Below are 21,834 nucleotides of genomic sequence, written 5' to 3' on the forward strand. Positions count from 1 at the left end.
CTTTCATGTTGTGCATGAAATGCTACACTCGGCTGCATCCTTTTTTCCTGCCCTTTATGCCTTTACGGATGCCGCCCATGCCCGCCAGCGTGTTCCCCACGACTGAATCCCTTCGTCATTTGCGAGAACATGCCAAAGCGGGCACCGTAAACTGGCGCAGAAAATTTATTTACTGGTCTGGCGCCATTATGGTGGGTGTGGTGGCCGTGGGCTTTGCCACGCTGGCCGATGCCGCCGCCCATGTGCGCGACCACATTTTAAAAATAAGCCCGTTGCTGATGTTGCTGGTTACCCCTGGTGGGCTGGCACTTTCTACGTGGCTGACGCGCACATGGTTTAGGGGCGCACAGGGCAGCGGTATTCCGCAGGCCATTGCGTGCATGCACCTCAACAACATTACCATTGTTGATAAAGTGCTCTCCCTGCGCATTGCCTTTGCCAAAATCCTGCTGACATGCCTTGGCCTGCTTTCTGGCGCCTCCATTGGCCGAGAAGGGCCAACCGTGCAGGTGGGTGCTTCCATCATGCACACGGTGGGGCATTACATGGGCATTACAGACCTCACCCGCCAACGTGCGCTGATTAAAGCCGGAGGGGCCGCAGGTGTGGCCGCCGCCTTTAACACCCCGCTTGCTGGCATTGTGTTTGGCATTGAGGAACTGGCTCATTCTTTTGAACAACGCACCAGCGGCACCATGCTGACTTGTGTGGTCATCTCCGGTGTTACGGCTATCGCCCTTGTGGGCAACTATACTTATTTCGGGCACACCTATTCCTCCGTGCCGGTGGGCACAAGCTGGCTGGCCGTGCTGGCCTGCGGCATTATCGGCGGGCTGTGTGGGGGCGGGTTTTCTGCCCTTTTGGTGCGCATGTCTCGCGGTATTTCGGGGGCTTTTGGCACATTCATTACGCGCCACCCGGTGGCATTTGCCGCCCTGTGCGGGCTGGTGCTGGCCTTTATCGGGCTGATTTCTGGCGGCATGACATACGGCACAGGCTATGTGCAGGCGCGTGACATCATTATGGGGTCTGACCAGTATCCGGCCTCGTTTTTTGTGCTGAAACTGCTGGCCACCATTGTATCCTACTGTTCGGGCATTCCCGGCGGGCTGTTTGCACCCTCGCTTTCTGTTGGGGCGGGCATGGGTGGCTGGGTGGCGCAGTTTTTGCCCCATACCGCACCGGGGGCCGTGGTACTGTTGGGCACCGTGGCCTATTTTGCCGCGGTTACGCAGTCTCCCCTCACCGCCACGGTTATTGTGATGGAAATGTGCGATAACCAGCAGATCACCCTTGCCTTGCTGGCCAGCGCCTTTTTGGCTTTTGGTGTGTCCCGCACCCTGTGCAGCCACGCTTTGTATGGTGCGCTGGCTGTGCGTTTTGTGCGCACCACTGCCCCCAAACAGAGCAGCGCATCCGTGGTAACGGCCACAGATACCGCACGCCGCGCCTCATCCTCAAAGCAGAGCTGATGTGCCTCTGGGCTTGGGTTCTGGCCTAGAGCGCTCTGGCACCCTATATGTTGCAACAGTTGTTTGTACTGGAAAGGTTCATTCCCGATGTCCGACGCATCTTCAGCGCCTGCAAGCGCCGCCGCAGCTGATACCCGCATACCGGTTACCGTGCTGACCGGCTTTTTGGGCGCGGGCAAAACCACGCTGCTCAACCACATTCTCACAGCCGAACACGGCCGCAAATATGCCGTGGTGATTAACGAGTTTGGCGAACTGGGCGTGGATAACGATCTGGTTGTGGATGCAGATGAAGAAGTGTTCGAAATGAACAATGGCTGCATCTGCTGCACCGTGCGCGGAGACCTGATCCGTATTTTAAACGGGCTGATGAAACGCCGCGGCAAGTTTGATGGCATTATTGTAGAAACCACCGGCCTGGCAGACCCCGCCCCCGTGGCCCAGACCTTTTTTGCCGATGAAGATGTGCGCGCAAAAACCAAGCTGGATGCCGTGGTAACGGTGGTGGATGCCAGCAACTTCCTAACCACGCTGAAGGAAAGCCCCGAAGCGCACGAACAGGTTGCTTTTGCGGATGTAATTATCCTGAACAAGACAGACCTTGTAGATGCCGCCGAGCTGAAGGCGGTGGAAGATGCCATCCGCAAGATTAACGCCGTAGCGCCCATCTACCCCGCCAAAAAAGGCAACGTGAAGCTGACAGACGTGATGGACCGTGGCGGGTTTGATCTGGAACGCGTTTTGGAAAACACCCCGGATTTTCTGGAACACACGCCAGAACACCACCATGAAGGGGATATCACCAGCGTTTCCCTTACCGTCAAGCAGCCGTTGGATGCCGGGCGCTTTCAGGCATGGATTGGCGCATTGTTGCAGGAAAAGGGCGGCGATATCCTGCGCACCAAGGGCATTCTGGATTTTGCAGGCCAGCCCGACCGCTTTGCCTTTCAGGCCGTGCACATGATGGCGGATGGAGACAACATCGGCCCGTGGAAGAAAGATGAACCGCGTGAAAGCCGCCTTGTGTTCATTGGTCGCAACCTCAACCGGCCCCAGCTGCGCCGCGGGCTTGAAAGCTGCATTGCCGCATGAGCACCGAGACACAAACCCTGCGCGGCCTTATTGAAAAACGCGGTGCGCACATCAAGGTGGAAGGTGAAATTACCGCCTGCGCCGCCACGCGGGATAACAACCGCTTTGCCTTTACCACCGGTGAAGGTGATGTGGTGGTGGTGCACCGTGAGGACCAGCTTACGCCAGAGGCATGGAACACCTATGCCGTGCATGATGGCCCTGCCCTCTCCCTTTCTGCCGATACGCTGCCCGATTGCTTTTTAACGGGCGGTGATGATGGCCGCCTGTGCCGCCTTGATCCATCTGGCGAGATTGAGGAACTGGGCAAGGGCCGCCGCTGGGTGGAACATATTACCACCTATGTAGATGCCAAATCTGCCGTGATTGCCGCCGCTGCGGGCAAAAATGTGGAACTGCGCGATGCCACGGGCCGCACCGTAACCCGCACGCTGGAACATCCCACCACCGTGGGCGGCATTGTGTTTGACCCCAAAGGCAAGCGCATTGCGGTTTCGCACTACAATGGTGTTTCCGTGTGGTTCACCCAATCCAAGGATGGCAAGCCACGCCAGTTGGAATGGAAAGGCAGCCACCTTGATATTGCCATGCACCCGGCGGGTGATGCCGTAGTCACCGCCATGCAGGATAATGACCTGCACGGCTGGCGGCTGGCCGATGGCCACAACATGCGCATGAGCGGCTACCCCACCAAGGTGCGCTCGCTCTCCTTTTCCAAAAACGGCAAATGGCTGGCCACCAGTGGGGCTGACATCGTTGTGATGTGGCCGTTCTTTGGGGGTGGCCCCATGGGCAAACCGCCCATGGAACTGCCGGGCGCAGGCGGTGCGCTGTGCACCCGCGTGGCTTTTCATCCAGAGCAGGAGGTTGTGGCCGCTGGCTTTGCGGATGGTACCGTTGTAATGATGGAACCATCTACCCAGCGGGTTCTGCCCGTATCATTGGGCAAGGCGGGGGCCATTACGGCGCTGGCCTATAGCCCAGATGGCTGCACGCTGGGTTTTGGCACCGAGGAAGGTGTAATTGGTGTGGTGGATTTAGCCGCTTCCTGATTACGCCGACTTCGGTCATCAAAACGGCGCGTACCACGGTAGAACACAATAAACGGGTGCGTGAGATCAACAAGTAGTGGATTGCACGGCACTCCTCCGCACCGCATGGTGCGGAGCAAGGGGGATATTGTGGGATGAGTGATCGGTTTCGGGTGGTTATTGTTGGCGGCGGTGTTGCAGGCATGGCTATTGCAACGCGGCTGGGCAACAGCCTTGGGCGCTCCGGCAAGTTGGATATTACATTGGTGGACAAGGGCTTCAGCCATGTGTGGAAGCCCATGTTGCACTGCTTTGCCGCAGGCACGGCCAAAAACGAGAATGACCGCATCACCTTTATCTCCCACGCTGCGGCGCATGGGTTCCGCTTCTGCTATGGTGAAATTGCCGGGATAGACCGCGCCGCCAAGCGCCTGAAGCTGGCCCCGCTGGAAGAAGAAGACCACGAGGTGCTGCTGGATGAGCGGTATCTGGATTACGATGTGCTGATTTTTGCCATTGGCAGCCGCGCGAACGATTTTGGCACGCCGGGCGTGGTGGAAAACTGCATCTTCCTGGACAACATTGTAGAAGCCAACAATTTTAACGAGCGCTTCCGCCATGCGGTTATTCAGGCCTATGGCCGGGGTTCTCCGCTGGATATTGCCATTGTGGGCGGTGGCGCCACGGGCGTGCAGCTTGCGGCAGAACTGCACAAGGCGCTGGATATTGGCTCCCTTTACAACTTCACGCCTGTTACGCCGGAAATGCGCGTCACATTGCTGGAAGCCGGGCCGCGTATTCTGCCTGCCTTCCCCGAAAACGTGTCCGCCGCCGCGCAAAAGCAGCTTGAAGCGCTCAAGATCAAAGTGCTCACCAGCACAATGGTGAGCGGTGCGGATGAGCACGGCTTTATGCTTAAAGATGGCACCCGTGTGGATGCGCAGTTCCGCGTTTGGGCGGCTGGCGTAAAGGCCCCGGATGTGACGCGCCAGATGGATGGTCTGGAATGTGGGCGTGGTGGCCAGTTTTTGGTGCGCCCCAATTTGCAGACCACGCTGGATGACAGCATTTTTGCTGTGGGCGATTGCGCCTTTATTAGCGATAGCCCGCTTGCCCCCACCGCACAGGTGGCCCGCCAGCAGGCACATCATCTGGCACGCTATCTGCCGGGCTTTATCTTTAACAAAAAGCCCGTGCCCGCCTTTAAGTTCAAAAACCGTGGGGCCATTGTGGCTTTGGGGGATTACAACGGCTGGGGCGCTTTTGCAGATGGCAAAACCTTTGGCGGCGGCTTTATGCACGGCCTTAGCGCACGGCTTGGCCATATGGCGCTGTACCGGCAACATCAGTTTGAACTGTATGGGCCATTCCGCGGCATGATTGCCTGCTTTACGGATTGGCTGGATGGCTTTGTGCGCCCACCCGTGCGGATGGACTAAGCTAAAACTTAACACCGCCCATAAATACGCGGTTTATAAAAAAGCATTCCCGCACCGGCCTGTTTAAAACATCAGCCAGTGCGGGAACCTGATAACGCAAACCTGCCACACAGGGGCGGCCCACCCGTATAAGAGCCAGACCAGACAGGTTCACCGCATCCTGCCTGCCCCCTGTATTTTTAAAGCGCCTGCTTTGTGTGTTGGATAAACCCCACAATGCGGGCCTTTATGCACCCTGCCGTGCCAACAGCTTTTCTATCCGGCTATCTGATTAGTCCAGATACTTAGCCTTGCCTTCATTCAGCAGAGTAATGAAGGAATCACTTGTCATTTCCTCCACCTTGCCTGCGCTATCTTTCAACCGCACCTTGCTGTCACCATCATTGATAACACCCAGCATTTCGTATTTGGTGCTGTCGATCTGTACCGTTTTATTTTTCGTGCTCATCAATCTATCTTTCATGGCGGGGTTAAACACCCCGCCTGTTTTTTCAGCCTGCCTTAATGGCAATCTGGCGTTCTGCCGGTTTGGCTTCCGCTTTTTTGGGCATGGTTACTGTCAGCACACCGTTTTTGATGGTGGCAGAAATTTTATCCACGTCCACATCTTCAGGAATGGCAAAGGAATCTTCAAAAGCGGCAAACTGGCGGCCTGCAACGTGGTGCTTTGTGCCTTCTTCCAGTTCTGGCTTTTTCTTTTCGCCACTAATGGTCAGCAGCCCGTTGGCTGTGCCCAGCTTGATGTCATTTTCAGAACAGCCCGGCACTTCCGTGGCAACCACGTAAGCACTGGCATTTTCTGTAATATCGGTGGCACCCAAGCGGCTTGTGGCTGCTGCGGCCCCTTCTGGTGTTTTAAAATCTTCAAACAAACGGCTCATCTGCCGCTGCAGAACAGAAAACGGATCTGCCACCCGTACAGTGCCAACAGGAACGCGCACAACTGGGGAGCGGCCCGTATTCACATAACTGGTCATTTTATCCTCCTTGTTCTGGCACAAGGGCCCGGCACGCGGCACCCTTGTGATCACGCTTAGGAGTATCACCGCTTTCTGATCGCCCCTCCCTTGATCCAGATCAATTTTACATGCCCTGATTCAGCGTGCCGGAAATGCGTGCATGTCATAACATCGCTTCCCATATCTAAAGAACAATGCAGCGTTTTTAACAAACAATATGCAGATGCCCTCTACACTTTACGTATAGAAGGCATCTGCATGATCGGGCGTATTGGGGAGATTTTGGGGGTTAGGCTGTAGCGTCCATCCGGGCCATGCTCAGCGCGGCTTCGGGGTCTTTTACAAACACGGCAATGGCTTTGTTAACATCTGTTGCGCGTTCAAGCTGCGGCAGATGGCCTGTTTCTTCATACACCGTTACGGGAATAACATCTGGCAGGCCAGATGCGTTGGAAACAGAAAGAATTTCATCTTCCTTGCCCCAGAAAATCTGGGTGGGTGTTTCCGCCCCGGCCAAGACCGGGCGCAGATCATCCGCCTGATGCCCGTTGGGGAAGCACGCCTTGGCAATAACGTGCAGGGCATCACGCGCACCATCCAACCGGCGGGCACGTAGCACGGCATCCACCATCTTCCGGCCCACAAGGGCTTTGTTATGCACCAGCATTTGCAAAACAGCTTTCATATCGCGGCTGCTTTCACTATCCACAAACGCGCTGATGAAATCTGAATTCACATCCTTGCCCAACCCGGCGGGGGCCAGAAGGTTCAGGCTGGCAACCTGATCGGGGTGGTCTCGCAGCAGGGTCAGCGCAATGCCGCCACCCAGAGAATGGCCCACCACATGGGCTTTTTCTATTTTAAGGGTTTTCAGCAATTCGCTCACCACACCGGCCAAAAACGCCAGCGTGCCTGTGCCCACGTTTTTGGAGGAAGCCCCATGCCCCGGCAGGTCAAACGCAATCACGCGTCTGTCTGCGGCCAAGGCATCCTGCGTGAGCAGCCAGTTGCTAATATCTCCGCCAAAACCATGCACCAGCACAATGGGCGTGCCCGTATGTGTGCCCACATCACGCACATTCAGCGTGTGTTCCCCCACCGTTACCGGCTTGGGTTCCCCGGCGTTGGCATCCTCCGTGGCAGCGGCATCCTGCGGGTTTTCGGCATGAAAGTTCTTGATAAAGGCTTCAATATCCACATCGGGCGTTTCGGCATCAGCCAGCACGCCAATCAGTGCGCCCACGGGCAGGGTTTCCCCCGCCTCTGCCACCTGTTTGCGCAGCACACCTGCGGCGGGGCTTTCATAACTGCTGGTAATTTTGGTGGTTTCAATATCCGCCAGTTCATCACCCTGCTGCACGCTCTGGCCAACTGGCACCGTCCATGATGCCAGCTTGCCTTCTGTCATGGCCAAACCGAACTTGGGCATGGTGAGGGCTGTAATGGTGTTGGACATGGCTTATGCAACCTTCTGTTTCTGGCTGGAAGTAATGGAGCGCACCGCAGCGGCAATTTTATTTGCATCTGGCATGTACAGCTTTTCCAACGGGGTGGAAAACGGCACTGGCGTATGCGGCGGCACCACACGGCGGATAGGTGCCTTGAGGCTGAAAAACGCTTTTTCCGCCACAAGGGCAGAAATATCGCACGCCATGTTGCAGCGCGGGCTGGCTTCATCCACCACCACAAGGCGGCCGGTTTCGGATACGGATTCCAAAATGGTTTCCTCATCCAATGGGGATGTGGTGCGTGGGTCTATTACCGTGCAGCCAATGCCCTGCTTTTCCAACTCATCCGCTGCGGCGTTGGCCATGCTCACCATGCGGCCAATGGCCACAATGGTGACATCTTCACCTTCGCGCGTAACGTTCGCTTCACCAAACGGAATGGTGTAGGCCTCATCAGGCACATCTTCCTCATCATCATACATCACCTTGTTTTCAAGGAAGATCACGGGGTCATCATCCCGGATGGCTTCTATCAGCAGGCCCTTGGCCTCGTACGGTGATGACGGGATAACAACCTTAAGCCCCGGAATATGCGTAAACAGCGGGTACAGCGCCTGGCTGTGCTGAGCCGCCGCACTAAACCCTCCGCCATACATGGCCCGGATAACCAGCGGCGTGGTGGCCTTGCCGCCAAACATGTAGCGGAACTTGGCCGCCTGATTCATGATCTGGTCCAGACAACAGCCCACAAAATCTACAAACATCAGCTCGGCCACGGGGCGCAGGCCGGTGGCGGCCGCACCTGCCGCGGCACCAATGTAAGAGGCCTCGGAAATGGGCGTGTCCAGCACACGGTCATCTCCAAATTCTTCCCACAGCCCTTTGGTCACACCCAGCACGCCGCCCCAGGCATCTGTAATGCCCGCAGTGCCGCCACGGCCCCCGGCAATATCTTCCCCCATCAGGATCACCCGTGGGTCACGCCGCATTTCCTGCCGCAGGGCTTCGTTAATGGCCTGTCTGAAACTTTTCTTACCCATTGTTCTGGTTCCCGTTTGCCTGTGTGGCTGAAAAACTGGTGGAGGGGTTAGTACCGCGCATACACATCGGCCATCAGGTCTTTGTCCTGCGGCCACGGTGCCTGTTTGGCGGTTACAACCGCGCTTTCCACCTCATCCGCCACGGCGGCGTCTATTTCATCCATATCGCCTTCGGGCAGCAGGTTTTCCGCCACCGCGCGGGCGCGAAACTTTTTGAGGCAATCATGATCTTTCTTTTGCTCGGCCACTTCTCCGGCCTTGCGGTAGGTCATGGCATCGCCTTCAAAGTGCCCATACCAGCGGCTGAGATGCACATGCAGCATCACCGGCCCTTCGCCAGAGCGTGCGTGATCTATGGCGGCGCGGGCTGTTTCATACACATCAAAAAAGTCATCCCCTTCGCAGGAGAAATACGGCAGACCAAACCCGGCGGCCCTGTCCTTTTGCGTGCCTGCACAGGCATAGGCTGCGCCTGTGGCCTCGCCATATCCGTTGTCTTCCACCACAAACACGGCGGGCAGATGCCATACGGAGGCAAGGTTCATGCTTTCCAGCGTGGTGCCCTCGTTAGAGGCTCCATCACCAAAAAACGCTACGGCCACACCGTTGTCCTTAAGCGTTTTGTGCGAAAGTGCTGCCCCGCAAATAAGCGGCGGGCCACCACCCACAATGCCATTGGCCCCCAGCATGCCCTTGGAAAGATCCGCAATATGCATGGACCCTCCCTTGCCCCGGCACACACCGGTATGGCGGCCATAAATTTCGGCCATCATGCCGCCCACTTCCACGCCCTTGGCAATGCAGTGCCCGTGGCCACGGTGGGTGCTGGCAATGGTATCGTTATCTGTAAGGTTGGCGCACACCCCAACGGCCGAGGCTTCCTCGCCGCAATAAAGGTGCACAAAGCCGGGAATTTCCCCTGTGGCAAATTCCACGTGCAGGCGTTCTTCAAAAACACGAATGGTACGCATGCTCCGATACGCACGCAGTAGGGCTTCTCTTGAAATCTGAACCGACATGTTCTGCCTGACCTTTCCATACATCTGCACAGCGTTACACGGGTGCCAACGTAGGGAGGAAAGGCGGCGTTCCGGCCTATAGGGGCTAATCTATATTATTAACGCATATGTGATATTACTATTTCAATATAATAACGTGTTTTCAGGCAGTTAGCCTCACGCTTTTGCGAACAGTTCGCAATGTTTGTCATGAAAGCGTCACGCACAATGGGCCAGCAAGGGGCTAAAGGACTGCTCATCCTGTTTGGAGGAGAAGCAGACAATGTGTGCTGAACCAGTTACTGCAATGCAGCCCGATGCACATAAGCCCAAGTGGCGCGAAGCCGTGCGTGAGCGCTGGCGCACCACTTTGCTCTATGTGTGGGAACGTAACGGCACCCCGCACCCGTATGCAGCCCTGCCGCATACCGCACGCCGCAAGGTGTGTGCAGGTGCACGCCCTGCTACAGCGGCCCATGGGGCCGGCAAGCCGGCCCACGCCGTCTGAACCCTGACAGCAGGACGGGAAAAGGTCTGCTTTTCCCCTATAGAGTGAAATTGACAGTCAGGAAAAATCCATGTCCGGCACGTTGCTGAGTCCGGCTGCCGCACCACGCCCCAACATGAAGGGAGGCACCAACCAAGCCTTCCGCATGTTCTTTATGGGTGTGGTGACGGCAGCCCTTGTTTTTGTAGGGTATAGTGTTCTGGCAGACCTGCGGTCTGCTGGTGAAAACGGCATGGCCATTGGGGCCTTTGCACTGCTGGCTCTGGCGCTTTTGATTGCGCTGGGCTTTGAATTTGTAAACGGCTTTCATGATACGGCAAACGCCGTGGCCACCGTTATTTACACCAACAGCCTACCCCCACTGGTGGCGGTTGTGTGGTCTGGCATGTGGAACCTTGCTGGCGTTCTGGTTTCATCCGGGGCGGTGGCGTACAGTGTTGTCACACTTCTGCCAGTAGAGCTTATCCTGCAGGTTGGCAGCGGTGCCGGCCACGCCATGATTTTTGCCCTGCTGCTTTCCGCCATTATCTGGAACCTGGCCACATGGGCCTTTGGTATTCCCAACAGCTCCTCCCACGCTCTGGTGGGGTCCATTCTGGGTGTTGGGTTTGCCAACCAGCTTATGTCTCCTGCCGGTAGCGCCCTGTATGGGGTGGACTGGTCTCAGGTACGCAAGGTGTTTTCCGCCCTGCTGTTCTCCCCCGTTTGCGGCTTTGTGCTGGCTGCGGGCATGTTGATCCTGATGCGTCTGGTTATTCGCAACGCGGCCCTGTATCGTGCGCCAGAGGGTGATGCCCCGCCGCCGCTGTGGATCCGTGGTTTGCTGGTGGGCACCTGCACGGGTGTTTCCTTCTTCCACGGCAGTAACGATGGGCAGAAGGGCATGGGCCTTATCATGCTTATTCTTATTGGTGCGGCCCCCACGGCATATGCGCTTAACCGCGCCATGCCAGATGACATGATGCCCGCCTTTGTGCAGACCGCACAGCAGGCCGCCCATGTGTTTGAAGTGCACGGCTCTGCTGCCCCCAGCCTGCCAAGTGCAGAAGAAGCCCGCGCACAGGTAACAGATGCGCTGCGCACCAAAACAGTGGCCCGCCCGGAAATCTATTCCGCCCTTGGCGTGCTGTCTGATGATATTGCACAGTCTGTTGGCAGCTATCATTCCCTGCAGGCCATTCCGGCTGCTGCTGGGCCAAACGTGCGCACAGACATGTATCTGGTGGCAGAAGCCGTGCGCAACATGGGCAAGGTTTCCGGTTTTACGGGTGATGAAAGTGCCGAGCTAAGCAAGTTTATGGGCCAGCTTAACGCAGGCACACGCTTTATTCCCACATGGGTTAAAATTGCCGTGGCGCTGGCTCTGGGCCTTGGCACCATGGTGGGCTGGAAGCGCATTGTTGTCACCGTTGGTGAAAAAATTGGCAAAACCCATCTGACCTACGCACAGGGTGCTGCGGCAGAACTGGTAGCCATGGGCACCATTGGCCTGGCAGAACGCTATGGCCTGCCGGTTTCCACCACGCACATCCTTTCCAGCGGTGTGGCTGGCACCATGGTTGCCGGTGGCGGTGGCCTGCAATGGGCCACCCTGCGCGCCATGGCCATGGCGTGGGTGACAACCCTGCCCGCCGCCATGCTGATCAGCGGTGTGCTTTACTTCATCTTCCGCCACATCTTCTAATAAACCAGAGCGGGGCACCCCAAAGTGCCCCGCTCTTTGCTTGAGGGCCTTAGATATGACAGATCAGGCAACAGATACCCTTCGCGCTGCGGAACATGAACGTGAGCGGATGCGCCAGGAAATTATTGATGACCTGGACGAAGAAATAGAACTGGAATTGCAGGAAGACGGGCTGGACGGCAGCATTTCCGAATCTGAAAACGCCTTCCGCCGTGAGTATTTTCGGGAACTGGTGCGCCTGCAAACCGAACTGGTGAAGTTGCAGGATTGGGTGCAGGCCACCGGCCAGCGCATTGTGGTGCTGTTTGAAGGGCGCGATGCCGCAGGCAAGGGCGGCGTGATCAAACGCATTACCCAGCGGCTAAACCCCCGCATCTGCCGCGTGGCCGCCCTGCCCGCCCCAACAGACCGTGAAAAAACGCAGTGGTATTTCCAGCGCTATGTGGCACACCTGCCTGCCGCGGGTGAGATCGTGCTGTTTGACCGTAGCTGGTATAACCGCGCCGGTGTGGAACACGTGATGGGCTTTTGCACCGATGAGGAATACGAAGAATTCTTCCGCTCTGTACCGGAGTTTGAGCGCATGCTGGTGCGCAGCGGCATCAAGCTGGTGAAATACTGGTTCTCCATCACCGATGATGAGCAGGAAGCCCGCTTCCGCGCCCGTATGGAAGACCGACTGAAGCAGTGGAAGCTCAGCCCCATGGACCTTGAAAGCCGCCGCCGGTGGGAAGCCTACACAAAGGCCAAGGAAACCATGCTGGAAAAATCCAGCATCGAGGAAGCCCCGTGGTGGGTTGTGCAGGCCGTGGACAAAAAGCGCGCGCGCCTGAACTGCATTAACCACCTGCTCTCTCTGGTGCCTTACAAACCTGTACCCCGCCCGGAAGTGGTGCTGCCCCCGCGCGTATATCACGCTGATTACGAACGCCAGCCCACACCAGACGCCATGATCGTGCCCGAAATCTACTAATCTGCGCGGGCAGGAACGTGTTGTGAGTTCACGGTTTTTATTAAATTGTGAACTCACATGTTCCGAGAGTTTTTCTTGCCTTTACAAAAGAAAAACTAAAATTTTCGTGAAAAAATATGTCTTTTCTTTGGTGTTGCAACAAAGCCACGCCAACACCTCCAAAATAAATAAAAACAACCTTAAACAAACATAAATTCGTTTGTAATAAATACTTATAAAATAAATTTTATGTTTGTTTATTTTTCAAATATCAATCAGCAATAACAAATATATTAACTTAATAAATTTAAATATAAGCAATTATATATTTTATATTTATCTTACATAAAAGAAAACAATTCCATAAAGCGCATTTTACAATAACATTATGTATTGTTTCTTTTAATATAACAGAAAATGCTTGCAGAATCCTGACGTGAATCTATATGTTGCTAATTGCTTAACTTTTTTGAGGTGCTTTATGGCAACTGATACATGGACTGGCGCTGCCGGTGACGGGAACTGGAATACCGCAGGCAACTGGTCCGATGGTGTTCCGACATCAGATTCTGACGTGGTAATTAATACGGACACCACCCAGAATCAGGCCATTACTATTTCAGGATACACAGAAATCGGTTCTCTTACCGTTTCTGGTACAACGGGCCTTACCATTCAGGGGTCAAGTTATTCCGATGATTTGATAATTGATAACAACGTCAGCCTGGATAACGATAGCGGCGGCGTGCTGTTTTCTTCCCTTATTGCAAACATTAGCGGAAATGTTACCGGTAGTGGTGCTACAGTTATTATTAAGGAAGCCACCGTTCAGGTGAGCGGTACTTATGACCCAGTCACCTCCTTCTGGCCGGTTCGTAACAGCACTATGCCCAACACGCTCTCGTTAACGGGCGCACAAAAATCCCTTGGAACTGTCATTAATTTCTCCACCAATGACATGATTACATTCGGTGGGCGTGGTGATAACCAGATCGCCCTCAAATGGATTTCAACGGGTGACAATACGTACGAAGTTGTTAACGCAGCAGACCCTACCGATGTGCTCATTCAGTCCGCCACTCTGGTGGCTGGTGAAGATCCAAGCCGGTTCTCGTATGATGATGAATCCGGCACCATCAACTGCTTCCTTGCTGGCTCCCTGATTGAAACACCAGAAGGCCTGCGCAAGATTGAAGATATGCAGGTTGGTGATGCCGTTTGCGTTTATGCAGATGGTAAACAGGAAGTCAGCCACGTGACATGGGCAGGCCATGCCTCTGTGCAGGTCAACACCGCCCTGAAGCAGGATGAAGCCGGTTACCCCATCCGCATTGTGGCCAATGCTCTGGCAGACAACGTGCCCAGCACAGACCTGCTGATTACGCCCGAACACTGCCTGTTCTTTAACGGCAAGTTTGTGCCCGCGCGCATGCTGGTAAATGGTGGTTCCATTTTCTATGATACCTCCATTACATCTTACGAATACTACCACATTGAAACCGCGCAGCATTCCGTCATCATGGCAAATGGTGTGCTAACGGAAAGCTATCTGGATACGGGCAACCGTGCCGCCTTCCAGCAGTCTGGCACAGTTGTAAGCATTGGCCGCAGCACCCCCGCAAAAAGCTGGGCGCACGATGCCGCAGCCCCTCTGTGCGTAGATCGCGCATTTGTGGAACCCCTGTTCCATGCGCTGAACTATCGCAAAAACAGCATTGCCGGGTGCCACGCTGCCCCCGCAGCCGTTGAAACAACCACAAACCCTGATCTGCATCTGGTGACGCAGTCTGGCGCCATTGTACACCCCATGCGCCGCACCACACACCAGTACAGCTTTATGCTGCCGCCCAACACGCAATCTGTGCGCATTGTCTCCCGCGCCAGCCGCCCGGCGGATGTAATTGGCCCGTTTGTGGATGACCGCCGTTACATGGGCGTTGCCATTGCAGACATTCAGCTTCTGTCTGCCGATGACAAGCACACCATCACGGCCCATCTGCAGGCTGAAAAACCCGCTGGTTGGTACGCCGCAGAACCCGCAGGCTGCGTATGGACAAATGGTGATGCCGTGCTGCCGCTGGATGGGTATCTGACCCACGGCAACATGGGCATGCTTTCCCTGACCTTACAGGCCGGTGGCCCCTACATTGTGGAATACCATAAAGAGGCAGAAGCACAGGCACACTCTGCCTGATTTTCTACCGTATTAAGGTATGCAGGCCCTTGGCGTAAGCTTTGGGCCTGCCTGCTTTTAGCGGGGTGCCTTTGGCCATGTGCTAGTTCAACACATGGCCATTTGCCACTTTGGTTACAAAGTCATTGCCAATCTGGGCCACGGCTTTTTCACTGGCCTGCACCATGGCGCGCTTGAGTGCGCCGCAGCTACCGGCCACCGTGTTGCTGCCCTGCCCGGTAATGGGCACCACCTGCACTGGCTGGCCCTGTGCGTTCAACACCTGCACAGTGCCTTTAAGCGTGGTGTCTACCGTGTATTTGTTATCCCACATGCCGCCCTTAACGCTCACCTGCTCATCCGCCGTTTGCAGGGAAAGGGCCAGCGTATAACCGTGAGAGAGCGGGGTGTCCTGCTGTGCATGGGCAAAGCTGGAATGAATGGCCTGCTGCAACCGCTCTTCGGCAGAAGCGCCAAGATCTGTGGTGTAATTTACGCCAAGGCTGCACGCTATTTGCGCATTCTGCTTGGCAAAACCCGGTGCAAAACTATAGGCCACCGGCGTTTGCACCAAATGCTGCACTGGCAGATCCTGAATGGGAAAGGAGGCCTCGTTAAGCGCAATGCGAGAACTGCACGCCCCCAAAAGCAACGCCAAAGCCATCAGGCACGCACCGTTTTTACCGGCCATAACCAGACCTCCGTTTGAATAAAACCAGAACGGAGGCAATACAAGCAGCGTTATCCGCAAATAAGAAATAGTTTTTTAGTGACCAGTTCTGTCCTATTTCTCTCTAAAACGTGAATCACGCAGTTGTTATATTTTATATTTACCGAAATATATCCCTTCATCACTGTAGAGCCATGCTGCCGTTTAGCGTGTTCCACACAGGCCAGAAGAGCACCACATATGGTATATTTTCAGCGTAATCATTTTAAAAAATTAGAGACGTTTCAAAATCAAGAACCGTGGCATTCGGATACTGCTTTGTTCCACCTGGCCGCCAAATATATTGTAACCCTGGACGCACAAGCAGCCACGGGGATGGCCGCCAGCCGTAATTGATTTCAAAACCATGTTCAAATGTTGGCACAGGTACATTTTGCCCAACAGATCGTAAATAGCGTGCGTAATGGGCAATGCTGGAGTTCACCACCATAAACTTTCCGCCAATACTCAATGTATCATTGGGCCTGTTGGTGAATGTGCCTTTGCGAATAAGCCCCCATGTTGCAAAATATGGAAAAGGCGCTGTTTGTGCATCTCCCCACACAAAGCTGCCAAAGGCAACAACTCCCCTTTCCGGGCTGTGCCTATCGCGCTCAATCATTTGGTCACCTTCAAACCACACACCATAACGGCCTTTAATGCTTTGGTCCGGCCAGTTCAGATACTGGGTGCCTGCAGGCGCAAACATGGTGATTTTTTGTATGGCTGTTTTAACTTTTGTGGTTTCCCAATATCCACCAATTCTTATATTTCCGGGGTAAGCACCTTCTACGTCTGTGCCGCCATGTTTCCAGCCCAGCTGTACCGGAAAATAAGTGCCAACAGTATTATGCAACCACATTTTCCAGCCATTATGGCTGTTGCCTATTGTATTATCCACATTATAGACACCAAACGAGACCAGAATATCATCCCGGCCCGTAGGATATAACTTGATATATGCACCAGGATGAGCACTAGGATAATACCCATAGCCTGAATTGAAGGCGAGAGATTGCGGCATGCCACAAATGGCGTTGCTCTGGAACTGGCAGTAGATAGAAAAATTCCAGTGCGTTGTTGATTGCGCAAAATCATTTTCTGTATTCACCCAACCCAGCTCTGTATCAACATAGTTTGTAAACTGATGTTCCAAAGAAAGGCGTGTCAGGCGCACCGTTTGCCCAGTACCATAAATTTCCTGCACAGAGTTTAAGGCTGGCAGCACAGTGTTCAGCCCCAGACCTGAACGTTGGGTGACCAGAAAATGAAGAATCCCGATGTTATATTGAAGAAGTTTTCTAAAATCTATATCAACACCCACGGCAATTTCATGAGCATAGCGCACGGCTTTTGTCTTGCCGCCAGCAGGGTTGCCTGCTGTATCCTGAAAATAATGGCCTGAAAACACAACACCACGCTGTGCCAGCCGATGGCGCAACCCCCACCAATCTCCTGTCATATTGTCCTGATCAAACCAGATTTTTTGAGATGATGTTTGTAAAACATGCTTTTCTATAGGCTTATTTTGTATTCCATTATTATTGGATACTTCTTCTTTTTTCTCAGATTTTTCCGCAACATCTGGGCTTGTAAAGTAAAGTGCTTTTGGCTCTTTCCCCGTGCGGGACTGCCAATAATATTCAGACAATTCAGGACGACGAGAACGTGCCTCCCCCTTGGAAGGCAGAAGAGCGAGGCACGCAAGTGCACCAACGGTAAGAGAGACTTCTCGCATAACCGCTTCCTTATTATTGTTATATTGGTATTCAATCGCGCAAAAAATTATTTACTACGATTGAAATAAGAAAAAGCCCCAAAATAGATAACAACAAGATAACAAAGGGCAGGTATAACAAAAGCGATATTCAGGCTGCTGATATCTGCCAAACGCCCCGTTAAAACCGGCACAAGAGCGCCCCCAACAATAGCCATGCAAATAAGCCCCGAGCCTTCAGATGCACGTGCCCCCAGATTCATGGATGTCAGGGAAAAAATAAGCGGGAACATAACAGAATTACATAACCCAACAGCCAGCATGGCCCAACCTGCTATGCCCCCTGTTGTAAGAATGGAAAGAATAACAAGAAAAAATGCGCCACTGCCATAGACAGCCAGCAAAACTGATGGCGTTATTGCACGCAGAAAGATAATGCCCAGCAACCGCCCACATAGCAAACCACCCCAATAAAATGCCAGATGCTTGCCTGCTGCTGCTGCCGTAAGATGTAATGTATTTGGTAAAACAAGATAATTTACCAAAAGGCTGCCAATGGTAACTTCTGCACCAATGTAGAAAAACATTGCAGCAACACCAAGAGAAAACTTTTTATCTCTGAACAGTTCAACTGCATTGAGAATACTTTCTTCGCTACAATAATCTTCTTTCAATTTCTTGCGGTTTATCCATGTCAGGAATGACCACACAGCAACAAGACTTGCCACAAGGCCATAACAGACACTGATGTTGACTGCACCTTCCGATATGTTCTCCCTAGAAAAATAAGCGCTTATCTTTCCCAGCAGACTATCTGCGGAATGGTGTGTAAGAATAATCATGGCCCCAAGATAGGGTGCAACAACAGTTCCCAAAGAATTGCACGCATGTGCAAAAGTAAGGTGGGTGGAAACATTTTTTCTGGTACTTAATGAAATTACCAAAGGGTTTGCCGTAACCTGTACAATGGTAATTCCGGCAGCCACAATAAAAAGCGCCAATAAAAAAACAATAAATCTGCCAGACCATGTTGCAGGAATAAAAGAGACGCATCCCAACGCAATAAGGTTAAGTCCCAAAACGAGTGTTCTCATATAACCATTTGTCTTGATCATATAAGATGCGGGAATAGAAATAAGAAAATAACTGGCAAAGAAACAGAATTGAACAGTCGTCATTTCTGTATAGTTCAGATTAAATACGTCCTTAAGTTTGGGCATTACAATATCATTCAGACTTGTAATGCCCCCAAACAGAAAAAACATAGAAAACGGTAGAAAAGTAAATATTCCCCCTTTTTCTACCTGTATTTCTTTTGCATTAGCAATCGAACACTCCATAGCAGCGCTCCATAAACGGATATACGTTACATGATAGTGGAAGCAAGAACGATGCTTTTACATCGCCCTTGCCTTTCTTTATTTGTGAAAAATCAGACAGCGGAAATCAGATCACTCGCACGTTCTGAAATCATAACTGTCACTGCATTTGTATTGGAACCAATAAGGCTTGGCAGCACAGATGAATCAGAAACCCTCAACCCGTCAACGCCCCTTACTTTCAAGGTAGGGTCAACCACTGCCATATCATCCACCCCCATTTTGCATGTGCCATTGGGGTGATAAGAGGTACGCCCATATTTGCGCGCGTATTGAATCAGCTCTTCACGTGTTTTGATAGAACTTTCCGGAAAATGCGCCCGTTTGACATGCTTTTGCATACCCGGTTGCGCCATGATTTCACGGCTGATATGAAGCCCATCAACAGCACTTCTCACATCTTCTGGTTCTGCCAGAAAATTTGGATCAACCAACACGGGTTCTTCCGGACTGGCACCACTTAACCGTACGGTACCGCGGCTTTTGGGTCGCAAAACATAAGAATTAAGCGTACACCCAGATCCAGACTGAATACTCGGTACGCCAGCCTCTACCCCAGCTCCTGCCAGAAAATGAAACTGTAAATCCGGCACACTCTCTTGTGTGTCAGAATACCAAAAAGCACCCCCCTCAACCACGTTGGATGAAACAGGTCCTGATTTAAACATAAGATATTGCAATCCGGCCCACAGCATCATATGTGGCTTGTTGTAGTGGTCCAGACTAATGGGCTTTTTCAGCTCGTAAACAATATCAATCCCGTAGTGATCACTCAAATTACTTCCAACACCAGGAAGATCTGCAACAACGGGAATCCCATGTTTTTTCAAATGCGCGGCAGGCCCAATACCAGAAAGCATTAAAACTTTAGGAGACCCAATGGCTCCTGCTGTTACAACCACTTCGGCATCAGCGTACGCTATATGCTTCTTGCCTTTCTGAACATATTCCACACCCCGCGCACGGTTGTTTTCTATAATAATGCGAGTTGTCAAACAGCCTGTTTCCACCTGCAAATTAGCACGGTGCATAACCGGGCGCAGATACCCCACAGCCGTGGAGCATCGGCGCGAATGACGGGTGGTTGTTTGATACACCCCCGCACCCTCCTGTGCTGCCCCGTTAAAATCCGGATTATATGGTATGCCGTACTGCTGGCAGGCTTGCACAAAAGCCTTTGTAACTGGCATGGGGTTTAACAAGCTGGAAACACCAAGAGGCCCTTCTGTGCCATGATATTCCGTTGCAAAAATTTCATTACCTTCAGAGCGCAGAAAATATGGTTGCACATCCTTAAAGGCCCACCCCTTGCAGCCCTCTTCATTCGCCCAGCGGTCATAATCCTGCGCAACACCGCGCGTGAAAACCTCTGCATTTATAGAACTACCACCCCCCAGAACACGCGCCTGAACATAAGGGATTCTGCGGTTTTCTGCATGAACCTGCGGAACCGTACGAAAGCCCCATGTGTAGGGACCACCGGTCATTTTTGCAAAACCTATGGGCATGTGAATAAAGGGGTGTTTATCTGCTTTTCCGGCTTCCAGTAACAAAACACGTGCATTGGCATTGCTGCTTAAGCGGTTGGCCAGCACGCACCCAGCTGTGCCGCCCCCCACAATAATGTAATCATACCCGCGTGACATTATGACACCCAATGGGTACGAGGCCCCAGTGCGATATGGGTAGATTTGATTTCTGTATACTCTTCCACACCATAAAGCCCGGTTTCCCGGCCAATGCCAGACTGTTTAAACCCACCGGATGGCATTTCTGGCCCACCGGAAATTGTGGTATTGACCCACACACGCCCCGCCCGAATAGATCTGACAGCACGCATAGCGGTGGAAAGGTTCTGCGTCCAGATTGTTGCAGAAAGACCGTAAATTGTATCATTGGCAATACGAATAGCATCTTCCATTGTTTCAAAAGGAAGAATCGCCAAAACTGGTCCAAAAATTTCGTCAGTGGCAATGTCCATATCAGATGTCACATCTGAAAAAACTGTTGGCTGGACAAATAATCCTTCGGCAGATGCACTCATGGTTCCCTGCGTTACTATCCGGGCTTTTTGCTTTAGGCCCCGTTCAATATAGTCATGAATAATTTGGTGTTGTTTTTCATTAACAATCGCCCCCACTTGCGTTTGTGCATTGAGTGGATCCCCAACGCGAAGGCGAGAAAGTTTTTGCGTCAGAAGCTGTTCAAACTTTGGTAAAATGGATTTTTCAACCAGCAAACGGCTACCACCCACACAACACTGACCCGCATTGAAACAAAAACCAAAAATAACACCATCCACTGCATCTTCCAGATGTGCATCTGCAAAAATCAGGTGTGGGTTTTTACCCCCAAGCTCAAGACTCAGTTTTTTAAAATTACCGGCAGATGCAGCCAGAACACGTTTTCCGATAGCAGTTGAACCCGTAAAAGACAGCATATCAATATCAGGATGATGAGACAGCGCCTCTCCAATCGTGCTGCCACTTCCGGTTACAACATTAAACACGCCATCAGGCAGGCCAGCCTTGGTTAAAATTTCAGCCATTATCAAGGTTGTGGCGGATGTAAGATCACTGGGTTTGGCAACAACACTGCAACCGGATGCCAAAATAAACGGCAGACGTTCCGCTAAAATAAAAAATGGAAAATTCCATGGTGTAATCAGTCCAACAACACCAATAGGCTCGCGCGTAACAAGCCCCAACATCTCATCGCCAAGATTATTGAATGTATCACCATGCAGCATTCTTGCGGCACCAGCAGCATAGTCGTAAATACCAGCACTAGCCAGAACTTCCCCGCGCGATTGGCTAATGGGCTTGCCCGTCTCAAACGTTTCCAGCGTTGCCAACTCTTCAGCCCGCTCCCGAATCAGGGAAGCTGCCTTTAACAGCACTTCTGCACGCTGCTGACCCGTTAAGCCCGCCCATCTTCTACCTTCAAATGCTGTTCTGGCACTTGCAACGGCGGTGTTGAGGTCTGATTCCGTACCAACTATTGTGCGCGTTACAGGCACACCATGCGCCGGACTGCGCCGTTCAAACAGGTTGCGGCCCTGGGGGGCAACCCATTTACCGTTGATGTACAGGCCAAATTCACGCGGAACTGTGGGCAAAGTAATCGTCTTGGTCATATTTGTCATTGCACCGTCCTGTTTTTGATTATGAGTTATTATACTTGGAAAGCGGTGTTACTAACTGGTTAGTGCGTTATGGTTTTTGCGTCAACCG

Annotated in this window: 18 protein-coding genes; 8 read left to right on the forward strand and 10 right to left on the reverse strand. The window is 52.8% G+C overall.

Going from position 1 to position 21,834, the window contains the following annotated elements; translation table 11 throughout:
- The first annotated feature begins 5 nt into the window (after window positions 1-5).
- The 4 genes from FCN51_RS16380 (at window position 6) to FCN51_RS16395 (ending at window position 5,034) form a co-directional block, all read left to right on the forward strand.
- Window positions 6-1,472: a chloride channel protein gene (locus tag FCN51_RS16380; protein ID WP_012812591.1), complete on the forward strand. Its 1,467-nt coding sequence runs from the start codon at window positions 6-8 to the stop codon at window positions 1,470-1,472.
- Between the two features lie 87 nt (window positions 1,473-1,559).
- The gene (locus tag FCN51_RS16385; protein WP_124305702.1) at window positions 1,560-2,564 is read left to right on the forward strand and encodes a CobW family GTP-binding protein; all 1,005 of its coding nucleotides are present in this window, start codon (window positions 1,560-1,562) and stop codon (window positions 2,562-2,564) included.
- Window positions 2,561-3,616, forward strand: coding sequence for a WD40 repeat domain-containing protein (locus FCN51_RS16390; protein WP_160256366.1), 1,056 nt, complete (start codon window positions 2,561-2,563; stop codon window positions 3,614-3,616). Before FCN51_RS16385 ends, FCN51_RS16390 begins: the two co-directional genes overlap by 4 nt.
- 134 nt (window positions 3,617-3,750) lie before the next feature.
- Window positions 3,751-5,034, forward strand: a complete 1,284-nt coding sequence (locus FCN51_RS16395) for an NAD(P)/FAD-dependent oxidoreductase (RefSeq protein ID WP_003622433.1) — start codon at window positions 3,751-3,753, stop codon at window positions 5,032-5,034.
- A 271-nt stretch (window positions 5,035-5,305) separates the two neighbouring features.
- Here the strand turns inward: FCN51_RS16395 and FCN51_RS16400 are convergent, their stop codons facing one another.
- The 5 genes from FCN51_RS16400 to FCN51_RS16420 form a co-directional block, all read right to left on the reverse strand.
- The gene (locus FCN51_RS16400; protein WP_012812590.1) at window positions 5,306-5,497 is read right to left on the reverse strand and encodes a hypothetical protein; all 192 of its coding nucleotides are present in this window, start codon (window positions 5,495-5,497) and stop codon (window positions 5,306-5,308) included.
- Between the two features lie 28 nt (window positions 5,498-5,525).
- Window positions 5,526-6,080 (reverse strand): Hsp20/alpha crystallin family protein, encoded by a 555-nt coding sequence (locus FCN51_RS16405; RefSeq protein WP_012812589.1) that lies wholly within the window; start codon window positions 6,078-6,080, stop codon window positions 5,526-5,528.
- A 202-nt stretch (window positions 6,081-6,282) separates the two neighbouring features.
- Window positions 6,283-7,449: an acetoin dehydrogenase dihydrolipoyllysine-residue acetyltransferase subunit gene (locus tag FCN51_RS16410; protein WP_160256367.1), complete on the reverse strand. Its 1,167-nt coding sequence runs from the start codon at window positions 7,447-7,449 to the stop codon at window positions 6,283-6,285.
- 3 nt (window positions 7,450-7,452) lie between these two features.
- Window positions 7,453-8,481 carry an alpha-ketoacid dehydrogenase subunit beta gene (locus FCN51_RS16415; protein WP_003622424.1) on the reverse strand — a complete coding sequence of 343 codons (1,029 nt, stop codon included), beginning with the start codon at window positions 8,479-8,481 and terminating at the stop codon, window positions 7,453-7,455.
- A gap of 47 nt (window positions 8,482-8,528) precedes the next feature.
- Window positions 8,529-9,524: a thiamine pyrophosphate-dependent dehydrogenase E1 component subunit alpha gene (locus tag FCN51_RS16420; RefSeq protein WP_012812587.1), complete on the reverse strand. Its 996-nt coding sequence runs from the start codon at window positions 9,522-9,524 to the stop codon at window positions 8,529-8,531.
- A gap of 238 nt (window positions 9,525-9,762) precedes the next feature.
- Between FCN51_RS16420 and FCN51_RS16425 the strand changes: the two genes are divergently transcribed.
- From FCN51_RS16425 to FCN51_RS16440, 4 genes are all read left to right on the forward strand, one after another.
- The gene (locus tag FCN51_RS16425; RefSeq protein ID WP_012812586.1) at window positions 9,763-9,987 is read left to right on the forward strand and encodes a hypothetical protein; all 225 of its coding nucleotides are present in this window, start codon (window positions 9,763-9,765) and stop codon (window positions 9,985-9,987) included.
- A gap of 70 nt (window positions 9,988-10,057) precedes the next feature.
- Window positions 10,058-11,671, forward strand: a complete 1,614-nt coding sequence (locus FCN51_RS16430; RefSeq protein WP_160256368.1) for an inorganic phosphate transporter — start codon at window positions 10,058-10,060, stop codon at window positions 11,669-11,671.
- A 55-nt stretch (window positions 11,672-11,726) separates the two neighbouring features.
- Complete coding sequence (gene ppk2, locus FCN51_RS16435; RefSeq protein WP_012812584.1) at window positions 11,727-12,644, forward strand: polyphosphate kinase 2; 918 nt, start codon at window positions 11,727-11,729, stop codon at window positions 12,642-12,644.
- Between the two features lie 415 nt (window positions 12,645-13,059).
- A complete protein-coding gene (locus tag FCN51_RS16440) occupies window positions 13,060-14,817 on the forward strand; it encodes a Hint domain-containing protein (RefSeq protein ID WP_160256369.1) in 1,758 nt (585 codons plus the stop codon).
- Window positions 14,818-14,899: 82 nt separating this feature from the next.
- Here the strand turns inward: FCN51_RS16440 and FCN51_RS16445 are convergent, their stop codons facing one another.
- From FCN51_RS16445 to FCN51_RS16465, 5 genes are all read right to left on the reverse strand, one after another.
- Entirely contained in the window at window positions 14,900-15,487 is a 588-nt protein-coding gene (locus FCN51_RS16445; RefSeq protein WP_012812580.1) for a hypothetical protein, read from the reverse strand.
- A gap of 244 nt (window positions 15,488-15,731) precedes the next feature.
- Window positions 15,732-17,243 carry a carbohydrate porin gene (locus FCN51_RS16450; protein WP_236661328.1) on the reverse strand — a complete coding sequence of 504 codons (1,512 nt, stop codon included), beginning with the start codon at window positions 17,241-17,243 and terminating at the stop codon, window positions 15,732-15,734.
- A gap of 47 nt (window positions 17,244-17,290) precedes the next feature.
- Entirely contained in the window at window positions 17,291-18,562 is a 1,272-nt protein-coding gene (gene gluP, locus FCN51_RS16455; RefSeq protein WP_160256370.1) for a glucose/galactose MFS transporter, read from the reverse strand.
- A gap of 92 nt (window positions 18,563-18,654) precedes the next feature.
- Window positions 18,655-20,247, reverse strand: a complete 1,593-nt coding sequence (locus FCN51_RS16460; protein ID WP_310257904.1) for a GMC family oxidoreductase — start codon at window positions 20,245-20,247, stop codon at window positions 18,655-18,657.
- Window positions 20,247-21,746 (reverse strand): aldehyde dehydrogenase family protein, encoded by a 1,500-nt coding sequence (locus FCN51_RS16465; protein WP_160256371.1) that lies wholly within the window; start codon window positions 21,744-21,746, stop codon window positions 20,247-20,249. The genes FCN51_RS16460 and FCN51_RS16465 overlap by 1 nt, the downstream gene beginning before the upstream one ends.
- Window positions 21,747-21,834 lie beyond the last annotated feature (88 nt).

Origin of the sequence: Acetobacter pasteurianus, from assembly GCF_009914215.2 — a bacterium.
Classification (GTDB): Bacteria; Pseudomonadota; Alphaproteobacteria; order Acetobacterales; family Acetobacteraceae; genus Acetobacter; species Acetobacter pasteurianus.